This is a genomic window from Streptomyces sp. NPDC002324, assembly GCF_053593335.1.
Genome location: NZ_JBSFCF010000018.1, coordinates 109,910 through 128,257, shown reverse-complemented (window position 1 = coordinate 128,257; position 18,348 = coordinate 109,910). Strand labels below are relative to the sequence as shown.

The 18,348-nt window shown below is 70.7% G+C and carries 12 protein-coding genes; 1 reads left to right on the top strand and 11 read right to left on the bottom strand.

Annotated features, from left to right (window positions below; genetic code table 11):
* Positions 1–38 precede the first annotated feature (38 nt).
* The gene (locus ACWCRJ_RS23680; RefSeq protein ID WP_450941137.1) at positions 39–2,897 is read left to right on the top strand and encodes a fumarate reductase/succinate dehydrogenase flavoprotein subunit; all 2,859 of its coding nucleotides are present in this window, start codon (positions 39–41) and stop codon (positions 2,895–2,897) included.
* A 154-nt stretch (positions 2,898–3,051) separates the two neighbouring features.
* Here ACWCRJ_RS23680 and recQ read toward each other — a convergent pair whose 3' ends face one another.
* The 11 genes from recQ to nuoE all read right to left on the bottom strand — a co-directional run bounded on the left by recQ (position 3,052) and on the right by nuoE (position 18,322).
* Positions 3,052–5,112, bottom strand: coding sequence for a DNA helicase RecQ (gene recQ / locus ACWCRJ_RS23675; RefSeq protein ID WP_450941136.1), 2,061 nt, complete (start codon positions 5,110–5,112; stop codon positions 3,052–3,054).
* A 265-nt stretch (positions 5,113–5,377) separates the two neighbouring features.
* Positions 5,378–7,027, bottom strand: a complete 1,650-nt coding sequence (gene nuoN / locus ACWCRJ_RS23670; RefSeq protein ID WP_450941135.1) for an NADH-quinone oxidoreductase subunit NuoN — start codon at positions 7,025–7,027, stop codon at positions 5,378–5,380.
* On the bottom strand, positions 7,024–8,595 hold the full coding sequence (locus ACWCRJ_RS23665) for an NADH-quinone oxidoreductase subunit M (RefSeq protein WP_450941134.1): 1,572 nt from the start codon (positions 8,593–8,595) through the stop codon (positions 7,024–7,026). Before ACWCRJ_RS23665 ends, nuoN begins: the two co-directional genes overlap by 4 nt.
* Before the next feature lie 5 nt (positions 8,596–8,600).
* Entirely contained in the window at positions 8,601–10,496 is a 1,896-nt protein-coding gene (gene nuoL / locus ACWCRJ_RS23660; RefSeq protein WP_450941133.1) for an NADH-quinone oxidoreductase subunit L, read from the bottom strand.
* A gap of 15 nt (positions 10,497–10,511) precedes the next feature.
* The gene (gene nuoK, locus ACWCRJ_RS23655) at positions 10,512–10,811 is read right to left on the bottom strand and encodes an NADH-quinone oxidoreductase subunit NuoK (protein ID WP_005481399.1); all 300 of its coding nucleotides are present in this window, start codon (positions 10,809–10,811) and stop codon (positions 10,512–10,514) included.
* Positions 10,808–11,644, bottom strand: a complete 837-nt coding sequence (locus ACWCRJ_RS23650; RefSeq protein WP_450941132.1) for an NADH-quinone oxidoreductase subunit J — start codon at positions 11,642–11,644, stop codon at positions 10,808–10,810. The genes nuoK and ACWCRJ_RS23650 overlap by 4 nt, the downstream gene beginning before the upstream one ends.
* On the bottom strand, positions 11,641–12,282 hold the full coding sequence (gene nuoI, locus ACWCRJ_RS23645) for an NADH-quinone oxidoreductase subunit NuoI (protein ID WP_450941131.1): 642 nt from the start codon (positions 12,280–12,282) through the stop codon (positions 11,641–11,643). The genes ACWCRJ_RS23650 and nuoI overlap by 4 nt, the downstream gene beginning before the upstream one ends.
* Positions 12,275–13,639, bottom strand: coding sequence for an NADH-quinone oxidoreductase subunit NuoH (gene nuoH, locus ACWCRJ_RS23640; protein ID WP_450941130.1), 1,365 nt, complete (start codon positions 13,637–13,639; stop codon positions 12,275–12,277). The genes nuoI and nuoH overlap by 8 nt, the downstream gene beginning before the upstream one ends.
* The gene (locus ACWCRJ_RS23635) at positions 13,636–16,140 is read right to left on the bottom strand and encodes an NADH-quinone oxidoreductase subunit G (protein WP_450941129.1); all 2,505 of its coding nucleotides are present in this window, start codon (positions 16,138–16,140) and stop codon (positions 13,636–13,638) included. Before ACWCRJ_RS23635 ends, nuoH begins: the two co-directional genes overlap by 4 nt.
* Positions 16,137–17,492, bottom strand: coding sequence for an NADH-quinone oxidoreductase subunit NuoF (gene nuoF, locus ACWCRJ_RS23630; protein WP_450941128.1), 1,356 nt, complete (start codon positions 17,490–17,492; stop codon positions 16,137–16,139). The genes ACWCRJ_RS23635 and nuoF overlap by 4 nt, the downstream gene beginning before the upstream one ends.
* Entirely contained in the window at positions 17,492–18,322 is an 831-nt protein-coding gene (gene nuoE, locus ACWCRJ_RS23625; RefSeq protein WP_450941184.1) for an NADH-quinone oxidoreductase subunit NuoE, read from the bottom strand. Before nuoE ends, nuoF begins: the two co-directional genes overlap by 1 nt.
* Positions 18,323–18,348: the final 26 nt, after the last annotated feature.

Genomic DNA, 18,348 nt, shown 5'->3' with positions numbered 1-18,348 from the left:
ACCTCACGCAGCGACTGAGCGCTCGCGTACCCGCGTACATGAAAGGCACTTCGGTGGACACGGTGGACACGGTGGAGACCCCCCTCACGATTCCGGCGCTCGCCGACGCCGACGAGCTGACCTGCGACGTCCTCGTCATCGGCGGTGGCACCGCCGGCACCATGGCGGCCCTGACCGCCGCCGAGCACGGCGCGAACGTCCTGCTCCTGGAGAAGGCGCACGTCCGCCACTCGGGCGCCCTCGCCATGGGCATGGACGGCGTCAACAACGCCGTCATCCCGGGCCGCGCCGAACCGGACGACTACGTCGCCGAGATCACCCGCGCCAACGACGGCATCGTCGACCAGTCCACGGTCCGCCAGACCGCCACCCGCGGCTTCGACATGGTGCGGCGGCTGGAGTCGTACGGGGTGAAGTTCGAGAAGGACGAGCACAACGAGTACGCGGTCCGCCAGGTCCACCGCTCCGGCTCCTACGTGCTGCCCATGCCGGAGGGCAAGGACGTCAAGAAGGTCCTGTACCGGCAGCTGCGGCGGCGCGAGATGCGTGAGCGGATCCGTATCGAGAACCGGGTGATGCCGGTCCGCGTGCTCACGGCCGGCGAGGGCGCGGAGCGGCGGGCCGTCGGCGCGGCGGGCTTCAACACCCGCACCGGACAGTTCGTCACGGTCCGCGCGGGCGCCGTCATCCTCGCCACGGGCGCCTGCGGCCGCCTCGGCCTGCCCGCCTCCGGTTACCTCTACGGCACCTACGAGAACCCCACCAACGCGGGCGACGGCTACGCCATGGCCTACCACGCGGGCGCCGAACTCACCGGCATCGAGTGCTTCCAGATCAACCCGCTGATCAAGGACTACAACGGCCCCGCCTGTGCCTACGTCGCCAACCCCTTCGGCGGTTACCAGGTCAACCGGCACGGCGAACGCTTCGTCGACTCCGACTACTGGTCCGGCCAGATGATGGCCGAGTTCGCCGCCGAGATCGCCTCCGACCGCGCGCCGGTCTATCTGAAGCTGAGCCACCTCCCCGAGGAGTCCGTCTCCGCGCTGGAGTCGATCCTGCACACCACGGAACGCCCCACCCGCGGGACCTTCCACGCCGGCCGCGGCCACGACTACCGCACCCACGACATCGAGATGCACATCTCGGAGATCGGCCTGTGCGGCGGCCACTCGGCCTCGGGCGTCCGGGTGGACGACCAGGCCCGTACGACCGTCCCCCGCCTGTACGCCGCCGGTGACCTCGCCTGCGTCCCGCACAACTACATGATCGGCGCGTTCGTCTTCGGCGATCTGGCGGGCGCGGACGCCTCCCGGTACACCCCGTACGAGGGCGAGTTGCCGCCGGACCAGCTCCGCGACGCGCACGAGCTGATCTACCGTCCCCTGCGCAACCCGGACGGCCCTCCGCAGCCCCAGGTCGAGTACAAGCTCCGCCGCTTCGTCAACGACTACGTGGCGCCCCCGAAGTCCGGCTCCCGGCTCTCCCTCGCCCTCAACGCCTTCGAGCGCATGCGGGACGACATCGCCGAGATGGGCGCCCGCACGCCGCACGAGCTGATGCGCTGCGCCGAGGTCTCCTTCATCCGTGACTGCGCCGAGATGGCCGCCCGCGCCTCCCTCGCCCGCACCGAGTCCCGCTGGGGTCTCTACCACGACCGGCTCGACCACCCCCACCGCGACGACACCTCCTGGTTCCACCACCTCGACCTCCACAAGTCCCCTGTCGGCGCCATGGAGTTCACCGCCCGCCCCGTCGCCCCCTACCTCGTCCCCATCGAGGAGTTCACCCCGGTCGGCGGCCCCTCCCGGCACCTGGGCGAGGTCCACGCGGAGAACGTGGCGACGGCGGGGTCGCGAGATGTGGCACCGGTTGCTGCGGGAGTCGCCGGGGTTGCGGGGGTTGCGGGGACGGAGTCCGAAAGCGGTTCGGCTGCCGACGGGTCCGGAAGGGGGGCCCTCCCCCTCCCCTCCCACCCCACCCCCCCGACCTCCTCCACCCGCCTCCTCGAACTGGTCGCCCTCGCCGAGGAGCAGCCCGAACTCGACGCCCTCCGGCCCTACCTGGCCGATCCGGCACCCGCCGTCCGGCGCGAGGCGGTCGCCGTGCTCACGGAGACCCTCCCGCCCGGCACCGGTTCCGCCCTCGCCGAGGCTCTCCGCGACTCCGCCGCCGAGGTCCGCGCCGCCGCCGCGGCCTCACTGCGCGAACTCGTCGAGACGCTCCCGCCCGAGCCCGCCCTCCGCGACGGCCTCGCCGCCGCCCTGGCCGAGCCCGACCCGGTCGTCCGCGCCGCCGCCCTGGACGTGCTGCGCGCCCTCAGCCTCGGCGACACCGCCCTGTACGCGGCCCTTCTGCCGGACTCCGACATCTCCGTCCGCATCGAGGCCGTACGCGCCCTCGTCTCGGTCGACGCCGCCACGGAACTGGCCGGGGCCGCGACCGCCGACCCCTCCCGCGAGGTCCGCGTCACGATCGCCAAGGCCCTGGCCACGGTCTCGGCGGACACCGCACACCCCCGGCCCCCCGCCGTCCTCGCCGCGCTGACCGCCCTGACCGACGACTCCGACCCCCTGGTCCGCGCCGCCGCCTACGCCGCCCTGGGCACCGTCGGCTGCCCCCCTCCGCTCGCCGCCCGAGCCGTCACCGCCCTCACCGACCCCGCCTGGCAGGTCCGCGCCGGCGCCGCCACGGCCCTCTCCACCGCCACCACGGCCGTCGCCGTCCCGGCCCTGGCCGAAGCCCTGGCGGACTCCAACGCCGACGTCCGCAAAGCCACCGTCCTCGCCCTGACCCACCACACCACCACCGAGGAAGCCCGCACCGCCCTCACGACAGCCACGAAGGACTCCGACGCCGACGTGAGGGCCTACGCGTCCCGGGCGCTGGCGGCCTAGGGCTTGGCCCAGGGCTCGGAAGGGCCCCCAGGTGCTGTGAAGGGCAAAGGCTGCGGCAGGTCGTGCGCCGGGGCGGTACCGGCTCGGTGCGCCACCGGCGAGCGTGGACCGCCGGGCAGGAGGCGCATACCTCGACCTGTCTCCTGGGGCCCTACTAGGCCCAGTCGTCGTGCTCGGGCTCCGGTTCCACGTCGGGCCAGTCGAAGTCCTGTCCCGTGTCGGTGTCACCCTCCGGAGCCGGGCCGGACGTGCTCCCGGGCACCGAGGCCGCCGCCGGAGCCGGGGCCGAGGCGCCCCCGGAATGCCCTCCCAGCGACTCCAGCACCCCCAGCACCCCCTCCCCGTACGTCGCCAGCTTCTTCTCGCCGATTCCGCTGATCGTGCCGAGTTCGGCGACGGACGTGGGGGCCGTGGCCGCGATCTCGCGGAGGGTGGCGTCGTGGAAGATGACGTACGCCGGGACGCCCTGTTCGCGGGCCTGGTCGGCGCGCCAGGCGCGCAGGGCCTCGAAGACGGGGAGCAGCTCGTCGGGGAGTTCGACCGCCGCCTTCGGCTTGCGGTCGCCCCGGCCGGAGCCGGAGGAACCCGAGCCGGAGGACGCCGCCCGCGTGGTCACCGGCTTCTTCGGTTCCTTGCGCAGCGGCACGTCCCGCTCCCGCCGCAGCACCACCCCGCTCTCCTCGGTGAGCACGAGCGTGCCGTACTCGCCCTCGACCGCGAGGATCCCCTCCGCGAGCAACTGGCGGACGACGCCCCGCCATTCGCCCTCGGACAGTTCCTCGCCGATGCCGAAGACGGAGAGCTGGTCGTGGTCGAACTGGATGACCTTCGCGGTCCGCCGCCCCAGCAGGATGTCGACGATCTGCACGGCGCCGAACTTCTGCCCGCGCTCCCGCTGCAGCCGCACCACCGTGGAGAGCACCTTCTGCGCGGCGACCGTGCCGTCCCAGGTCTCCGGCGGTACGAGACAGGTGTCGCAGTTGCCGCAGCCCTCGGCCTGCGGTTCCTGGCCGAAGTACTGCAGCAGTTGGCCCCGGCGGCACTGGGCGGTCTCGCAGAGCCCCAGCATCGCGTCCAGATGGCTCGCGGCCCGGCGGCGGAACGCCTCGTCACCCTCGCTGCCCTGAATCATCTTGCGCTGTTGTATGACGTCGTTGAGGCCGTACGCCATCCATGCCGTGGACGGCAGTCCGTCGCGGCCGGCGCGGCCGGTCTCCTGGTAGTAGCCCTCCACCGACTTCGGCAGGTCCAGGTGGGCGACGAACCGGACGTCGGGCTTGTCGATGCCCATGCCGAAGGCGATCGTGGCGACGACCACGAGCCCTTCCTCGCGCAGGAACCGCGACTGGTGTGCCGCGCGGGTCCCGGCGTCGAGGCCGGCGTGGTACGGCACCGCCTCGACGCCGTTCTTGCTCAGGAACTCCGCCGTGCGCTCCACCGAGTTCCTGGACAGGCAGTAGACGATGCCCGCGTCGCCCGGGTGTTCCTGGCGCAGGAAGGACAGGAGCTGCTTCTTCGGGTCGGCCTTGGGCACGATCCGGTACTGGATGTTGGGCCGGTCGAAGCTGGCCTCGAAGTGGCGGGCCCGGGGCATGGCCAGCCGCTCGGTGATCTCCCGGTGCGTCGCGCGGGTGGCGGTGGCGGTGAGCGCGATGCGCGGCACGTCCGGCCAGCGCTCGCCGAGCAGGGAGAGGGAGAGGTAGTCGGGCCGGAAGTCATGTCCCCACTGAGAGACGCAGTGCGCCTCGTCGATCGCGAACACGGCGACCTTGCCGCGCCCCAGCAGGTCGAGTGTGGCGTCGAGCCGCAGCCGCTCGGGGGCGAGGTAGAGCAGGTCCAGCTCCCCCGCGAGGAACTCCGCCTCCACCAGGCGCCGCTCGTCGAAGTCCTGCGTGGAGTTGACGAAGCCGGCGCGGACGCCCAGCGCCCGCAGCGCGTCCACCTGGTCCTGCATGAGCGCGATCAGCGGGGAGACCACGATGCCCGTACCGGGCCTGACCAGGGACGGAATCTGGTAGCAGAGAGACTTGCCGCCGCCGGTGGGCATGAGCACGACGGCGTCGCCGCCCGCGATCACATGCTCGATGACCGCCGCCTGCTCACCCCGGAAGGCGTCGTACCCGAAGACCCGGTGGAGTACGGCCAGCGCCTCGCTGTCCGCCTCGGTGGTCCTGCCTTCGTCCGCCATCACACTCGTCACGCCCGTCCCGCTCATCGCCTGTCCCCGCGCCCTTGCGTCCTGTGCCCTTGCGTCCTGTGCCGCCCGTGCGCCCTCTGCCCGTGCGTACCGCCGGTGCGTCCTGTGCCGCCCGTGCTTCCTCCAGCCCCTGCCACCATAGGCGCCCGCACCGACAGCCTCGGAGTTATCCACAGGCTCCACCCGTGCGGGGGGCCCGGCCCGGTCCCGGCCCGGTACGGACGGCGGGACCCGGCCCCTGAAGGAGCCGGGTCCCGCCACATCCGACCGACCGAGCGGAGCGCTACCGCACGAACACGCCCGCCTGTCCCGCCAGGTCCAGGAAGTACTGCGGCGCGACGCCGAGCACCAGCGTGACGGCGACCCCGACCGCGATCGCGGTCATGGTCAGCGGCGACGGCACGGCGACGGTCGGCCCCTCGGGGCGCGGCTCGCTGAAGAACATGAGCACGATGACGCGGATGTAGAAGAACGCGGCGATGGCCGAGGAGATCACACCGACCACGACGATCGCGCCCGCGCCGCCCTCCGCCGCCGCCTTGAACACGGCGAACTTGCCCGCGAACCCGGAGGTCAGCGGAATGCCCGCGAAGGCCAGCAGGAACACCGCGAACACGGCCGCCACCAGGGGCGATCTACGGCCGAGCCCGGCCCACTTGGACAGGTGGGTCGCCTCGCCGCCCGCGTCCCGCACCAGGGTCACCACGGCGAACGCGCCGATCGTCACGAACGAGTAGGCGCCCAGGTAGAACAGCACGGACGAGACGCCGTCGGGCGAGGCCGCGATGACACCGGCGAGGATGAACCCGGCGTGGGCGATCGAGGAGTAGGCGAGCAGTCGCTTGATGTCGGTCTGGGTGATGGCGACGATCGCGCCGCCCAGCATGGTGACGATGGCGACGGCCCACATGACCGGCCGCCAGTCCCAGCGCAGGCCCGGCAGGACGACGTACAGGAGCCTGAGCAGCGCGCCGAAGGCTGCCACCTTGGTCGCCGCCGCCATGAAGCCGGTGACCGGTGTGGGCGCGCCCTGGTACACGTCGGGCGTCCACATGTGGAACGGCACCGCGCCGACCTTGAACAGCAGGCCCATGACGATCATGGCGGAGCCGATGAGCAGCAGCGCGTCGTTGCCCATGGTGCCGGCGAGGGCGGGGTTGATGTCGCCGATGGTGCCGTCGACGACCTGGGCGATCGTGGCGTACTTCACCGAGCCGGCGTAGCCGTAGAGCAGGGCGATGCCGAAGAGGGTGAAGGCGGAGGCGAAGGCGCCGAGCAGGAAGTACTTGACCGCGGCCTCCTGCGACATGAGCCGCTTGCGGCGGGCCACGGCGCACAGCAGGTACAGCGGGAGGGAGAAGACCTCCAGGGCGATGAACAGGGTCAGCAGGTCGTTGGCCGCCGGGAAGATCAGCATGCCGCCGATCGCGAAGAGCAGCAGCGGGAACACCTCGGTGGTGGCGAACCCGGCCTTCACGGCCGCCTTCTCGCTGTCGCTGCCGGGCACGGACGCGGCCTGCGCGGCGAAGGAGTCGACCTTGTTGCCGTGCGCCTCGGGGTCGAGGCGCCGTTCGGCGAAGGTGAAGACGCCGAGGATGCCGGCCAGCAGGATCGTGCCCTGCAGGAACAGGGCCGGTCCGTCCACGGCGATGGCGCCCATGGCGGCGATGCCGGCTTTCGTCGTGCCGTAGCCGCGGGCCGCGAGGGCGACGACCGCGGCGAAGGACGCGGCGAGGGCGACGACGGAGAGGAACACCTGGGCGTGGTAGCGGGACTTGCGTGGCACGAAGGCCTCGACCAGGACTCCGATGATCGCCGCCCCGAGGACGATCAGGGTGGGCGACAGCTGCCCGTATTCGATCTTCGGCGCGTCGATCTTGGTGATCGGGTCGGCCGCGGTTGTCCACAGGCTGTGGACGGCTGATGCGCTCACTTGGCCGCCTCCACCTCGGGCTGGGGGTCCTTCTTCTGGACGTCGGACATGGTGTGCTCGACCGCCGGGTTGACGATGTCGGTGAGCGGCTTCGGGTAGACGCCCAGGAAGATCAGCAGAACGATCAGCGGGGCGACCACCACGAGTTCCCGCGCCCTCAGGTCGGGCATCCCCTCGACCTCGGCCTTCACCGGGCCGGTCATCGTCCGCTGGTAGAGGACGAGGACGTAGAGCGCGGCGAGGACGATGCCGACGGTGGCGACGATGCCGACCACCGGGTAGCGCGCGAAGGTGCCGACCAGGACCAGGAACTCACTGACGAACGGGGCGAGTCCGGGCAGCGACAGGGTCGCGAGGCCGCCGATCAGGAAGGTGCCGGCGAGCACCGGGGCGACCTTCTGCACGCCGCCGTAGTCGGCGATGAGCCGGGACCCTCGCCGGGAGATCAGGAAGCCCGCCACCAGCATGAGCGCGGCGGTCGAGATGCCGTGGTTGACCATGTAGAGCGTCGCGCCCGACTGGCCCTGGCTGGTCATCGCGAAGATGCCCAGGACGATGAACCCGAAGTGCGAGATCGACGCGTACGCCACCAGCCGCTTGATGTCCCGCTGGCCGACCGCGAGCAGCGCCCCGTAGATGATGCTGATCAGCGCGAGGACCAGGATCACGGGGGTCGCCCACTCGCTGGCCTCGGGGAACAGTCCGAGGCAGAAGCGGAGCATCGCGAAGGTGCCGACCTTGTCGACGACGGCCGTGATGAGGACGGCGACCGGGGCCGTGGACTCCTGCATGGCGTTGGGCAGCCAGGTGTGCAGGGGCCACAGCGGGGCCTTCACCGCGAAGGCGAAGAAGAAGCCGAGGAACAGCCACCGCTCGGTGTTGGTGGCCATCTCCAGCGTGCCGTTGGCGCGGGCCTCGGCGATCTCGGGGAGCGAGAAGTTCCCGGCGACCACGTACAGGCCGATCACCGCGGCCAGCATGATCAGACCGCCGACCAGGTTGTAGAGGAGGAACTTCACCGCGGCGTACGACCGCTGGGTGGCCGCCGTCTCCTCGCCGTGCTCGTGGGCACGGTCGCCGAAGCCGCCGATGAGGAAGTACATCGGGATGAGCATGGCTTCGAAGAAGATGTAGAAGAGGAAGACGTCGGTGGCCTCGAAGGAGATGATCACCATCGCCTCGACGGCCAGGATCAGGGCGAAGAAGCCCTGGGTCGGCCGCCACCTCTTGCTGCCCGTCTCCAGCGGGTCGGCGTCGTGCCAGCCCGCGAGGATGATGAACGGGATCAGCAGGGCCGTGAGCGCGATCAGCGCCACCGCGATGCCGTCGACGCCCAGTTCGTAGCGCACCCCGAAGTCAGCGATCCAGGCGCGGGACTCGGTGAGCTGGTAGCGGTCGCCGCCCGGATCGAAGCGGAACGCGATGATCGCGGCGAGCACGAGCGTGCCCAGCGAGACGGTCAGCGCCAGCAGTTTCGCGGCGTTGCGCCGCTGGGCCGGGACGGCGGCCGTGGCGATCGCCCCGAGGGCCGGGAGCGCCGCCGTCGCTGTCAGCAGAGGAAAGGACATCGGTATCAGACCGCCCTCATCAGCAGGGTCGCGGCGATGAGGATCGCAGCACCGCCGAACATCGAGACCGCGTACGACCGGGCATAGCCGTTCTGGATCCGGCGCAGCCGCCCGGAGAGGCCGCCCATCGAGGCCGCCGTGCCGTTGACGACACCGTCGACCAGGGTGTGGTCGACGTAGACGAGGGAGCGCGTGAGGTGCTCTCCGCCGCGGACGAGGACGACGTGGTTGAAGTCGTCCTGGTAGAGGTCGCGCCGGGCGGCCCGGGTGAGGAGCGATCCGCGCGGGGCGACGACGGGGACGGGCTTGCGCCCGTACTGGAGCCACGCGAGGCCGACGCCGATGATCATCACGGCGACCGTGGCCGTGGTGACCGCGGCGGCGCCGATCGGCGGGTTTCCGTGCTTGTGGCCGGTGACGGGCTCCAGCCAGTGGAGGAACCGGTCGCCGATGCTGAAGTACGCGCCGCCGAAGACCGATCCGACGGCCAGGACGATCATGGGGATCGTCATGACCTTGGGCGACTCGTGCGGGTGCGGCTCGTGGCCGTGCTCGTCGGGCTGCCAGCGCTTCTCGCCGAAGAAGGTCATCAGCATCACGCGCGTCATGTAGAACGCGGTGATGGCCGCGCCGAGCAGGGCCACGCCGCCGAGGATCCAGCCCTCGGTGCCGCCCTTGGCGAACGCCGCCTCGATGATCTTGTCCTTGGAGAAGAACCCGGACAGGCCGGGGAAGCCGATGATCGCGAGATAGCCGAGGCCGAACGTGATGAACGTGATCGGCATGTACGTGCGGAGGCCGCCGTACTTGCGCATGTCGACCTCGTCGTTCATGCCGTGCATGACCGAGCCGGCGCCGAGGAAGAGCCCGGCCTTGAAGAAGCCGTGCGTCACCAGGTGCATGATCGCGAAGACGTAGCCGATGGGACCGAGGCCCGCGGCGAGCACCATGTAGCCGATCTGCGACATCGTCGAGCCGGCGAGCGCCTTCTTGATGTCGTCCTTCGCGCAACCGACGATCGCACCGAAGAGGAGCGTGACCGCGCCGACGACGGTGGTGACGAGCTGCGCGTCCGGGGCGCCGTCGAAGATGTTCGCGGAGCGGACGATCAGGTAGACACCGGCGGTGACCATGGTCGCGGCGTGGATGAGGGCCGAGACCGGGGTCGGGCCCTCCATCGCGTCCCCGAGCCAGGACTGCAGCGGCACCTGGGCGGACTTGCCGCAGGCGGCCAGCAGCAGCATCAGCGCGATGGCGGTGAGCTTGCCCTCGCTCGTCTCACCGGTGGCCGCCAGGACCGGCCCGAAGGCGAAGGTCCCGAAGGTGGTGAACATCAGCATGATGGCGATGGACAGGCCCACGTCACCGACGCGGTTGACCAGGAACGCCTTCTTCGCGGCGGTCGCGGCGCTGGGCTTGTGCTGCCAGAAGCCGATCAGCAGGTACGAGGCGAGGCCGACGCCCTCCCAGCCGACGTACAGCAGCAGGTAGTTGTCGGCGAGGACCAGCAGCAGCATCGCCGCGAGGAACAGGTTCAGATAGCCGAAGAAACGGCGGCGGCGCTCGTCGTGCTCCATGTACCCGATGGAGTACACGTGGATGAGCGAGCCGACTCCGGTGATCAGCAGGACGAACGTCATCGACAGCTGGTCGAGCTGGAAGGCGACGTCCGCCTGGAAGCCCTCGACGGGGATCCAGCTGAACAGGAACTGGCCCATCTCCCGGTGTTCGGCCTCCTTGCCGAGCATGTCGGCGAAGAGGACGACCCCGAGGACGAAGGAGGCGGCGGCCAGCGCCGTACCGATCCAGTGGCCGACGGCGTCGAGCCGCCGGCCGCCGCACAGCAGGACGGCGGCTCCGAGCAGGGGCGCCGCGATCAGCAGCGCAATCAGGTTCTCCACGATTCTTCCGACCCCTTACAGCTTCATCAGGCTGGCGTCGTCGACCGAGGCCGAGTGGCGGGACCGGAACAGCGACACGATGATCGCGAGTCCGACCACGACCTCCGCGGCGGCGACGACCATCGTGAAGAAGGCGATGATCTGGCCGTCGAGATTGCCGTGCATCCGGGAGAAGGCGACCAGGGTGAGGTTGCAGGCGTTGAGCATCAGCTCCACGCACATGAACACCACGATCGCGTTCCGCCTGATCAGGACGCCGGTGGCGCCGATCGTGAACAGCAGGGCGGCGAGATACAGGTAGTTGACGGGATTCACTTCGATGCCTCCCCGCTCTTGCCGCCGTTTCCGCCGGACGTGCGCTCCAGGCGGTCCTCGGCGCGCTGCTCCAGGGCCTTGAGGTCGTTCAGCGCCTCGGTCGACACGTCCCGGACCTGGCCCCGGTCCCGCAGGGTCTTGGCCACGCTCAGCTCGGACGGGGTGCCGTCGGGCAGCAGACCCGGGATGTCGACCGCGTTGTGCCGGGCGTAGACGCCCGGGGCCGGCAGCGGCGGGAGGTGCTTGCCCTCGCGTACGCGCTCCTCGGCCAGCTCGCGCTGGGTCTTGGCGCGCTCGGTGCGCTCACGATGGGTGAGGACCATGGCGCCCACCGCGGCCGTGATCAGCAGGGCGCCGGTCAGTTCGAAGGCGAACACGTAGTCGGTGAAGATCAGGGCCGCGAGGCCCTCCACGTTGCCGCCGGCGTTCGCCGTGCCGAGGCCGTTGAACTCCGTCAGGGAGGCGTTGCCGATGCCCGCGATCAGCAGGATGCCGAAGCCGGCGCCGCACAGGAGGGCCAGCCAGCGCTGGCCCTTGATGGTCTCCTTCAGGGAGTCCGCCGCGGTGACACCGACGAGCATCACCACGAAGAGGAACAGCATCATGATCGCGCCGGTGTAGACGACGATCTGCACGATGCCCAGGAAGTAGGCGCCGTTGGCGAGGTAGAACACCGCCAGGATGATCATGGTGCCGGCGAGGCAGAGCGCGCTGTGCACGGCCCTCTTCATGAAGACGGTGCACAGGGCGCCGATCACGGCGACCGTGCCGAGCACCCAGAACTGGACGGCCTCGCCGGTGGAGGTCGTGTAGGCGGCGAGTTGCTCCGTCATCGGCCGACCGCCTTGTGCGACGCCGGCTCGTCCTCACCGAAGGTGGACGCGGCCTCCTGGGGCTTCTCCCCCTTGGACACGGCCGTCTGCCGCACCGTGCCGGGCGCGGCCTCGGTGACCAGACCCCGGTAGTAGTCCTGCTCATCGGTGCCCGGGAAGATCGAGTGGGGCGAGTCGACCATGCCCTCCTCCAGCCCGGCGAGCAGCTGCTCCTTGGTGTAGATGAGGTTGGCGCGACTGCTGTCCGCCAGCTCGAACTCGTTCGTCATCGTGAGCGCGCGGGTGGGGCACGCCTCGATGCACAGGCCGCACAGGATGCAGCGGGCGTAGTTGATCTGGTAGACGGCGCCGTACCGCTCGCCCGGCGAGTAGCGCTCCTCGTCGGTGTTGTCGGCGCCCTCCACGTAGATGGCGTCGGCGGGGCACGCCCAGGCGCACAGCTCGCAGCCGACGCACTTCTCCAGGCCGTCCGGATGGCGGTTGAGCTGGTGCCGGCCGTGGAACCGCGGGGCCGTGGTCTTCTGCTGCTCCGGATACTGCTCGGTCAGCCGCTTCTTGAACATGGCCTTGAAGGTCACGCCGAAGCCGGCGACGGGGTTCTGGAAACCCTGCTTGTTCTCTTTCGGCTCCTCAGCCATCGGACGCCTCCCTCCCATTCGAAGATCCGTCACTGTCAGTATCGGACCCGCCACTGACAATCAGCTCCCGCTCCCGGCGCGGACGCCTGCGCGGCACCGGCGGGAGGGTCTGTCCGGGCAGGGGCGGTACGGGGAAGCCGCCGGCCATCGGGTCGAAGGCGGCCGGTTCGGCGGGCTGGTCCCGGGCCTCGCGCCGGTCGCGGAACATGTCGGCGACGACGGAGAGGAGGAACAGCACGATGACGGCACCGGCGACGTACAGGGCGATCTCGGCGAAGTCGTAGTTCTCGTTGCGCAGGGTCCGTACGGTCGCGACGAGCATCAGCCACACCACGGAGACCGGCAGGAGGACCTTCCAGCCGAGCTTCATCAGCTGGTCGTAGCGGACGCGCGGGAGGGTGCCGCGCAGCCAGATGAAGAAGAACAGCAGCAGCTGCACCTTCACCACGAACCAGAGCATCGGCCACCAGCCGTGGTTGGCGCCCTCCCAGAAGGTGCTGATGGGCCAGGGGGCCCGCCAGCCGCCGAGGAAGAGCGTCACCGACACGGCGGAGACGGTCACCATGTTGACGTACTCGGCGAGCATGAACATCGCGAACTTGATCGACGAGTACTCGGTGTTGAAGCCGCCGACCAGGTCGCCCTCGGACTCCGGCATGTCGAAGGGGGCGCGGTTGGTCTCACCGACCATGGTCACGATGTAGATCAGGAACGAGACCGGCAGCAGCACGATGTACCAGCGGTCCTGCTGCGCCTCCACGATCGCCGAGGTCGACATCGACCCCGAGTAGAGGAAGACGGAGGCGAACGCGGCGCCCATGGCGATCTCGTACGAGATCATCTGGGCGGCGGACCGCAGGCCGCCGAGCAGCGGGTAGGTGGAGCCGGAGCTCCAGCCCGCCAGGACGATGCCGTAGATGCCGACCGAGGCCACGGCGAGGATGTAGAGCATCGCGATCGGCAGGTCGGTGAGCTGCATCGTGGTGCGCTGGCCGAAGATCGAGATCTCGTTGCCGGCCGGACCGAAGGGGATCACCGCGATCGCCATGAAGGCCGGGATGGCCGCGACGATCGGCGCGAGGACGTAGACGACCTTGTCCGCGCGTTTGACGATGACGTCTTCCTTCAGCATCAGCTTGATGCCGTCGGCGAGGGACTGGAGCATGCCCCAGGGGCCGTGCCGGTTGGGGCCGATGCGCAGCTGCATCCAGGCGACGACCTTGCGCTCCCACACGATGGAGAACAGCACGGTCACCATCAGGAAGGCGAAGCAGAAGACCGCCTTGACGACGACCAGCCACCAGGGGTCGCGGCCGAACATCGAGAGGTCCTCTGCGGCGAGGTAGTACGCGCTCATGCCTCCACCTCCTCGGGGGCCTCGGCGGCGAGCGTCGCGGGGCCGATACGGACGAGTGCGCCGGGCTGTGCCCCGGTGTCGGAGGCGACGCCCGAGCCGGTGGAGTTCAGCGGCAGCCAGACCACGCGGTCGGGCATCTCGGTGATCCGCAGCGGCAGTTCGACGACCCCGGCGGGGCCGCTCACCGCGAGGACGTCGCCGTTCTTGACGCCGGCCTCGGCGGCCGTGGCGGCGGACACGCGCGCGTGGGCGGCGTGCCGGGTACCGGCGAGGGCCTCGTCGCCGTCCTGGAGGCGGCCCTGGTCGAGCAGCAGCCGGTGCCCGGCGAGGACGGCCTCTCCGGCGGCCGGGCGCGGCAGTCCGGCGGCGACCTCCACGGGCTCGTTGGCCCGCGCGCCGTCCCATCCGCCGAGGCGCTCCAGCTCCGCGCGCGTGGTGCGCAGATCGGGCAGCCCCAGGTGGACGTCCATGGCGTCGGCCAGCATCTGCAGGACCCGTCCGTCGGTGGGTGCCACCGGGCGGGTCATCTGGTCGGGCTTCAGCGCGGCCTCGAACATCCGCGCGCGGCCCTCCCAGTTGAGGAAGGTGCCCGCCTTCTCGGCGACGGCGGCGACCGGCAGGACGACGTCCGCCCGGTCGGTGACCTCGCTGGGCCGCAGTTCCAGCGACACCAGGAAGCCCACCGCGGTGAGTGCCTCACGCGCGCGCGGCGGATCGGGCAGGTCGGCGACCTCCACACCCGCCACGACCAGGGCCCCGAGTTCGCCGGTGGCGGCGGCCTCCAGGATCTGCCCGGTGTCGCGGCCGTAGCGCGTGGGGAGTTCGGCGACGCCCCAGGCGGAGGCGACCTCCGCGCGGGCGCGCGGGTCGGTCGCCGGGCGTCCGCCCGGCAGCGCCGACGGCAGCGCGCCCGCCTCGACGGCGGCCCGCTCCCCGGCGCGGCGCGGGATCCACGCGAGCTTCGCGCCGGTCAGGGACGCGGCCCGTACGGCGGCGGTGAGCCCGCCCGCCACGGCCGCGAACCGCTCCCCGACGACGATCACGGCGCCCTCGGTGCGCAGCGCCTCGGCGGCCCTGGTGCCGTCCTCGTCCAGTCCGAAGCCGCTCGCGAGGGCGTCCAGCCACTCGGTCTCGGTGCCGGGCGCGGCGGGCAGCAGCGTGCCGCCGGCCTTCGCGAGGCCCCGGGTGGAGTGCGTGGCCAGCGAGAACACCCGCTGCTTGTGCTTACGCCAGGCCTTGCGCAGCCTCAGGAAGACGCCGGGCGCCTCCTCCTCCGCCTCGAACCCGACCAGCAGCACGGCGGGCGCGTTCTCCAGGGAGGCGTACGTGACGCCCGTACCGTCGAGGTCACGGCCGCGGCCGGCGACGCGGGCGGCCAGGAAGTCGGCCTCCTCGCCGCTGTGCGCACGCGCGCGGAAGTCGATGTCGTTGGTGTCGAGGGCCACGCGCGCGAACTTGCTGTACGCGTAGGCGTCCTCGACGGTGAGCCGGCCGCCGGTGAGGACACCGGCCCGGCCGCGCGCGGCGAGGAGTCCGCGGGCGGCGGCCTCCAGGGCCTCCGGCCAGGACGCCGGTTCCAGGACGCCCTCGGCGTTGCGGACGAGGGGGGTCGTGAGCCGGTCCGGGCGCTGCGCGTAGCGGAACGCGAACCGTCCCTTGTCGCAGATCCACTCCTCGTTGACCTGGGGGTCGTTGGCCGCGAGGCGCCGCATGACCTTGCCGCGCCGGTGGTCGGTGCGGGTCGCGCAGCCACCGGAGCAGTGCTCGCAGATCGACGGGGAGGAGACGAGGTCGAAGGGGCGCGAGCGGAATCGGTACGCCGCCGAGGTCAGCGCACCGACGGGGCAGATCTGGATGGTGTTGCCGGAGAAGTACGACTCGAACGGGTCGCCCTCTCCGGTGCCGACCTGCTGGAGCGCGCCCCGCTCGACCAGTTCGATCATCGGGTCGCCGGCGACCTGGTTGGAGAAGCGGGTGCAGCGGGCGCACAGCACGCACCGCTCACGGTCGAGCAGTACCTGGGTGGAGATCGGTACGGGCTTCTCGTAGGTGCGCTTGCGGCCCTCGAAGCGGGACTCGGAGTGGCCGTGCGACATGGCCTGGTTCTGCAGGGGGCACTCGCCGCCCTTGTCGCAGACCGGGCAGTCCAGCGGGTGGTTGATGAGCAGGAGCTCCATCACCCCCTTCTGGGCCTTCTCCGCGACCGGGGAGGTGAGGTGGGTCTTGACGACCATCCCGTCCGTACAGGTGATCGTGCAGGACGCCATGGGCTTGCGCTGGCCCTCGACCTCGACGATGCACTGGCGGCAGGCGCCGACCGGGTCCAGGAGGGGGTGGTCGCAGAAGCGGGGGATCTCGACGCCGAGTTGTTCGGCGGCCCGGATGACCAGAGTGCCCTTGGGCACGCTGATGTCCATGCCGTCGATCTTGAGCGAGACGAGATCCTCCGGCGGGACCGCCGCGTCGCCTCCGCCGGAGGGAGCGCTGGTGGTCACAGTCATGCGTTCACCTCCGCGTGCTTGTCCTTGTCGGCCCAGACGGTCGACTTGGCCGGGTCGAAGGGGCAGCCCCGGCCCGTGATGTGGTCCTCGTACTCCGCGCGGAAGTACTTGAGGGAGGAGAAGATCGGCGAGGCGGCGCCGTCGCCGAGGGCGCAGAACGACTTGCCGTTGATGTTGTCGGCGATGTCGTTCAGCTTGTCGAGGTCGCTCATGACGCCCTTGCCGGCCTCGATGTCACGCAGCAACTGCACGAGCCAGTAGGTGCCCTCGCGGCAGGGGGTGCACTTGCCGCAGGACTCGTGGGCGTAGAACTCGGTCCAGCGGGTGACGGCCCGTACGACGCAGGTCGTCTCGTCGAAGCACTGGAGTGCCTTGGTGCCGAGCATGGAACCCGCGGCGCCCACTCCCTCGTAGTCGAGAGGGACGTCGAGGTGCTCGTCGGTGAACATCGGGGTCGAGGAGCCGCCCGGTGTCCAGAACTTGAGGCGGTGCCCGGGGCGCATTCCGCCGCTCATCTCCAGCAGCTGGCGCAGCGTGATGCCGAGCGGTGCCTCGTACTGGCCGGGGCTCACGACGTGGCCGCTGAGCGAGTAGAGCGTGAAGCCGGGGGACTTCTCGCTGCCCATCGACCGGAACCATTCCTTGCCCTTGTGCAGGATGGCGGGAACCGACGCGATGGACTCGACGTTGTTCACGACAGTGGGGCACGCGTAGAGGCCCTCGACAGCGGGGAAGGGAGGACGCAGTCGCGGCTGACCACGGCGGCCTTCGAGCGAGTCGAGCAGCGCGGTCTCCTCACCGCAGATGTACGCGCCCGCGCCCGCGTGCACGGTGATGTCGAGGTCGAGTCCGCTGCCCAGGATGTTCTCGCCGAGGAAGCCGGCCTCGTAGGCCTCACGGACGGCCTCGTGCAACCGCCGCAGGACGGGGACGACTTCACCCCGCAGGTAGATGAAGGCGTGCGAGGAACGGATGGCGTAGCACGCGATGATCATGCCTTCGACGAGGCTGTGCGGGTTCGCGAAGAGGAGCGGAATGTCCTTGCACGTTCCGGGTTCCGATTCGTCGGCGTTGACCACCAGATAGTGCGGCTTGCCGTCCCCCTGGGGGATGAACTGCCACTTCATTCCGGTCGGGAATCCCGCGCCGCCCCGGCCGCGCAGCCCGGACTCCTTGACGTACGCGATGACCTCGTCCGGTGACATGGCCAGCGCCTTGCGCAGTCCCTCGTAGCCCTCGTGCCGTCGGTAGACGTCGAGCGACCACGCCCTGTCCTCGTCCCAGAAGGCCGACAGCACGGGTGCGAGCAGTTTGTCCGGGCTGGTGCCCTTGATCTCGGGTGCCAACGTCATCACTCCCCCTCCTCGGCTGCCGGACCGGCCGGGTGGGCGGGGTCCGAGGCCGACGTGTCCTGCGGCGCGTCGTGCGAACTGAGGTGCTCGGTGGGTGACGGCTCGTGCACCGTGTCGCGCGGCTCGTCGTGCGGACCGCCGTCCCGTGGGTGGACCACGCGCGCGGGTCCGGTCTCTCCCCGGGCCAGCCGGAGGCCGACCAGCGAGGCGGGACCGGCGCCGCCGCTCGCCTCGACGGCCCCGGGCCGCTGGTCGGGGAACCCGGCGAGGATCCGCGCGGTCTCCTTGAAGGTGCACAGCGGCGCCCCGCGTGTGGGCGCGACCTCGGCTCGCTCGCGCAGGTCGTCGACGAGGCGCTTGGCGCTGTCGACGGTCTGGTTGTCGAAGAACTCCCAGTTGACCATCACGACCGGCGCGAAGTCGCAGGCCGCGTTGCACTCGATGTGCTCCAGCGTGACCTTGCCGTCGTCGGTGGTCTCGCCGTTGCCGACGCCCAGGTGGTCCTGCAGCGCCTCGAAGATCGCGTCGCCGCCCATCACCGCGCACAGGGTGTTGGTGCAGACGCCCACCTGGTAGTCGCCGGAGGGCTTGCGCCGGTACATGGAGTAGAAGGTGGCCACCGCGGTGACCTCGGCCGTGGTCAGGCCGAGCACGTCGGCGCAGAACCGCATGCCGGTGCGGGTGACATGACCCTCCTCCGCCTGCATGAGATGCAGCAGCGGCAGCAGGGCGGACCGGGAGTCCGGGTAGCGGGCGACGACCTCGGCGGCGTCGCGTTCCAGCCGGGCTCGAACGTCGTCCGGGAAGTCGGGCGCGGGCAGCTGGGGCATGCCCAGGCTGACGCCCTCGGGGGTGG

Bases quoted from the DNA above. Each gene is read 5' to 3' on its own strand.
- ACWCRJ_RS23680 (WP_450941137.1), top strand. From the start codon at position 39: ATGAAAGGCACTTCGGTGGACACGGTGGACACGGTGGAGACCCCCCTC.
- recQ (WP_450941136.1), bottom strand. From the start codon at position 5,112: ATGAGCGGGACGGGCGTGACGAGTGTGATGGCGGACGAAGGCAGGACC.
- ACWCRJ_RS23665 (WP_450941134.1), bottom strand. From the start codon at position 8,595: ATGTCCTTTCCTCTGCTGACAGCGACGGCGGCGCTCCCGGCCCTCGGG.
- ACWCRJ_RS23650 (WP_450941132.1), bottom strand. From the start codon at position 11,644: ATGACGGAGCAACTCGCCGCCTACACGACCTCCACCGGCGAGGCCGTC.
- nuoI (WP_450941131.1), bottom strand. From the start codon at position 12,282: ATGGCTGAGGAGCCGAAAGAGAACAAGCAGGGTTTCCAGAACCCCGTC.
- nuoH (WP_450941130.1), bottom strand. From the start codon at position 13,639: ATGAGCGCGTACTACCTCGCCGCAGAGGACCTCTCGATGTTCGGCCGC.
- ACWCRJ_RS23635 (WP_450941129.1), bottom strand. From the start codon at position 16,140: ATGACTGTGACCACCAGCGCTCCCTCCGGCGGAGGCGACGCGGCGGTC.
- nuoF (WP_450941128.1), bottom strand. From the start codon at position 17,492: ATGACGTTGGCACCCGAGATCAAGGGCACCAGCCCGGACAAACTGCTC.
- nuoE (WP_450941184.1), bottom strand. From the start codon at position 18,322: ATGCCCCAGCTGCCCGCGCCCGACTTCCCGGACGACGTTCGAGCCCGG.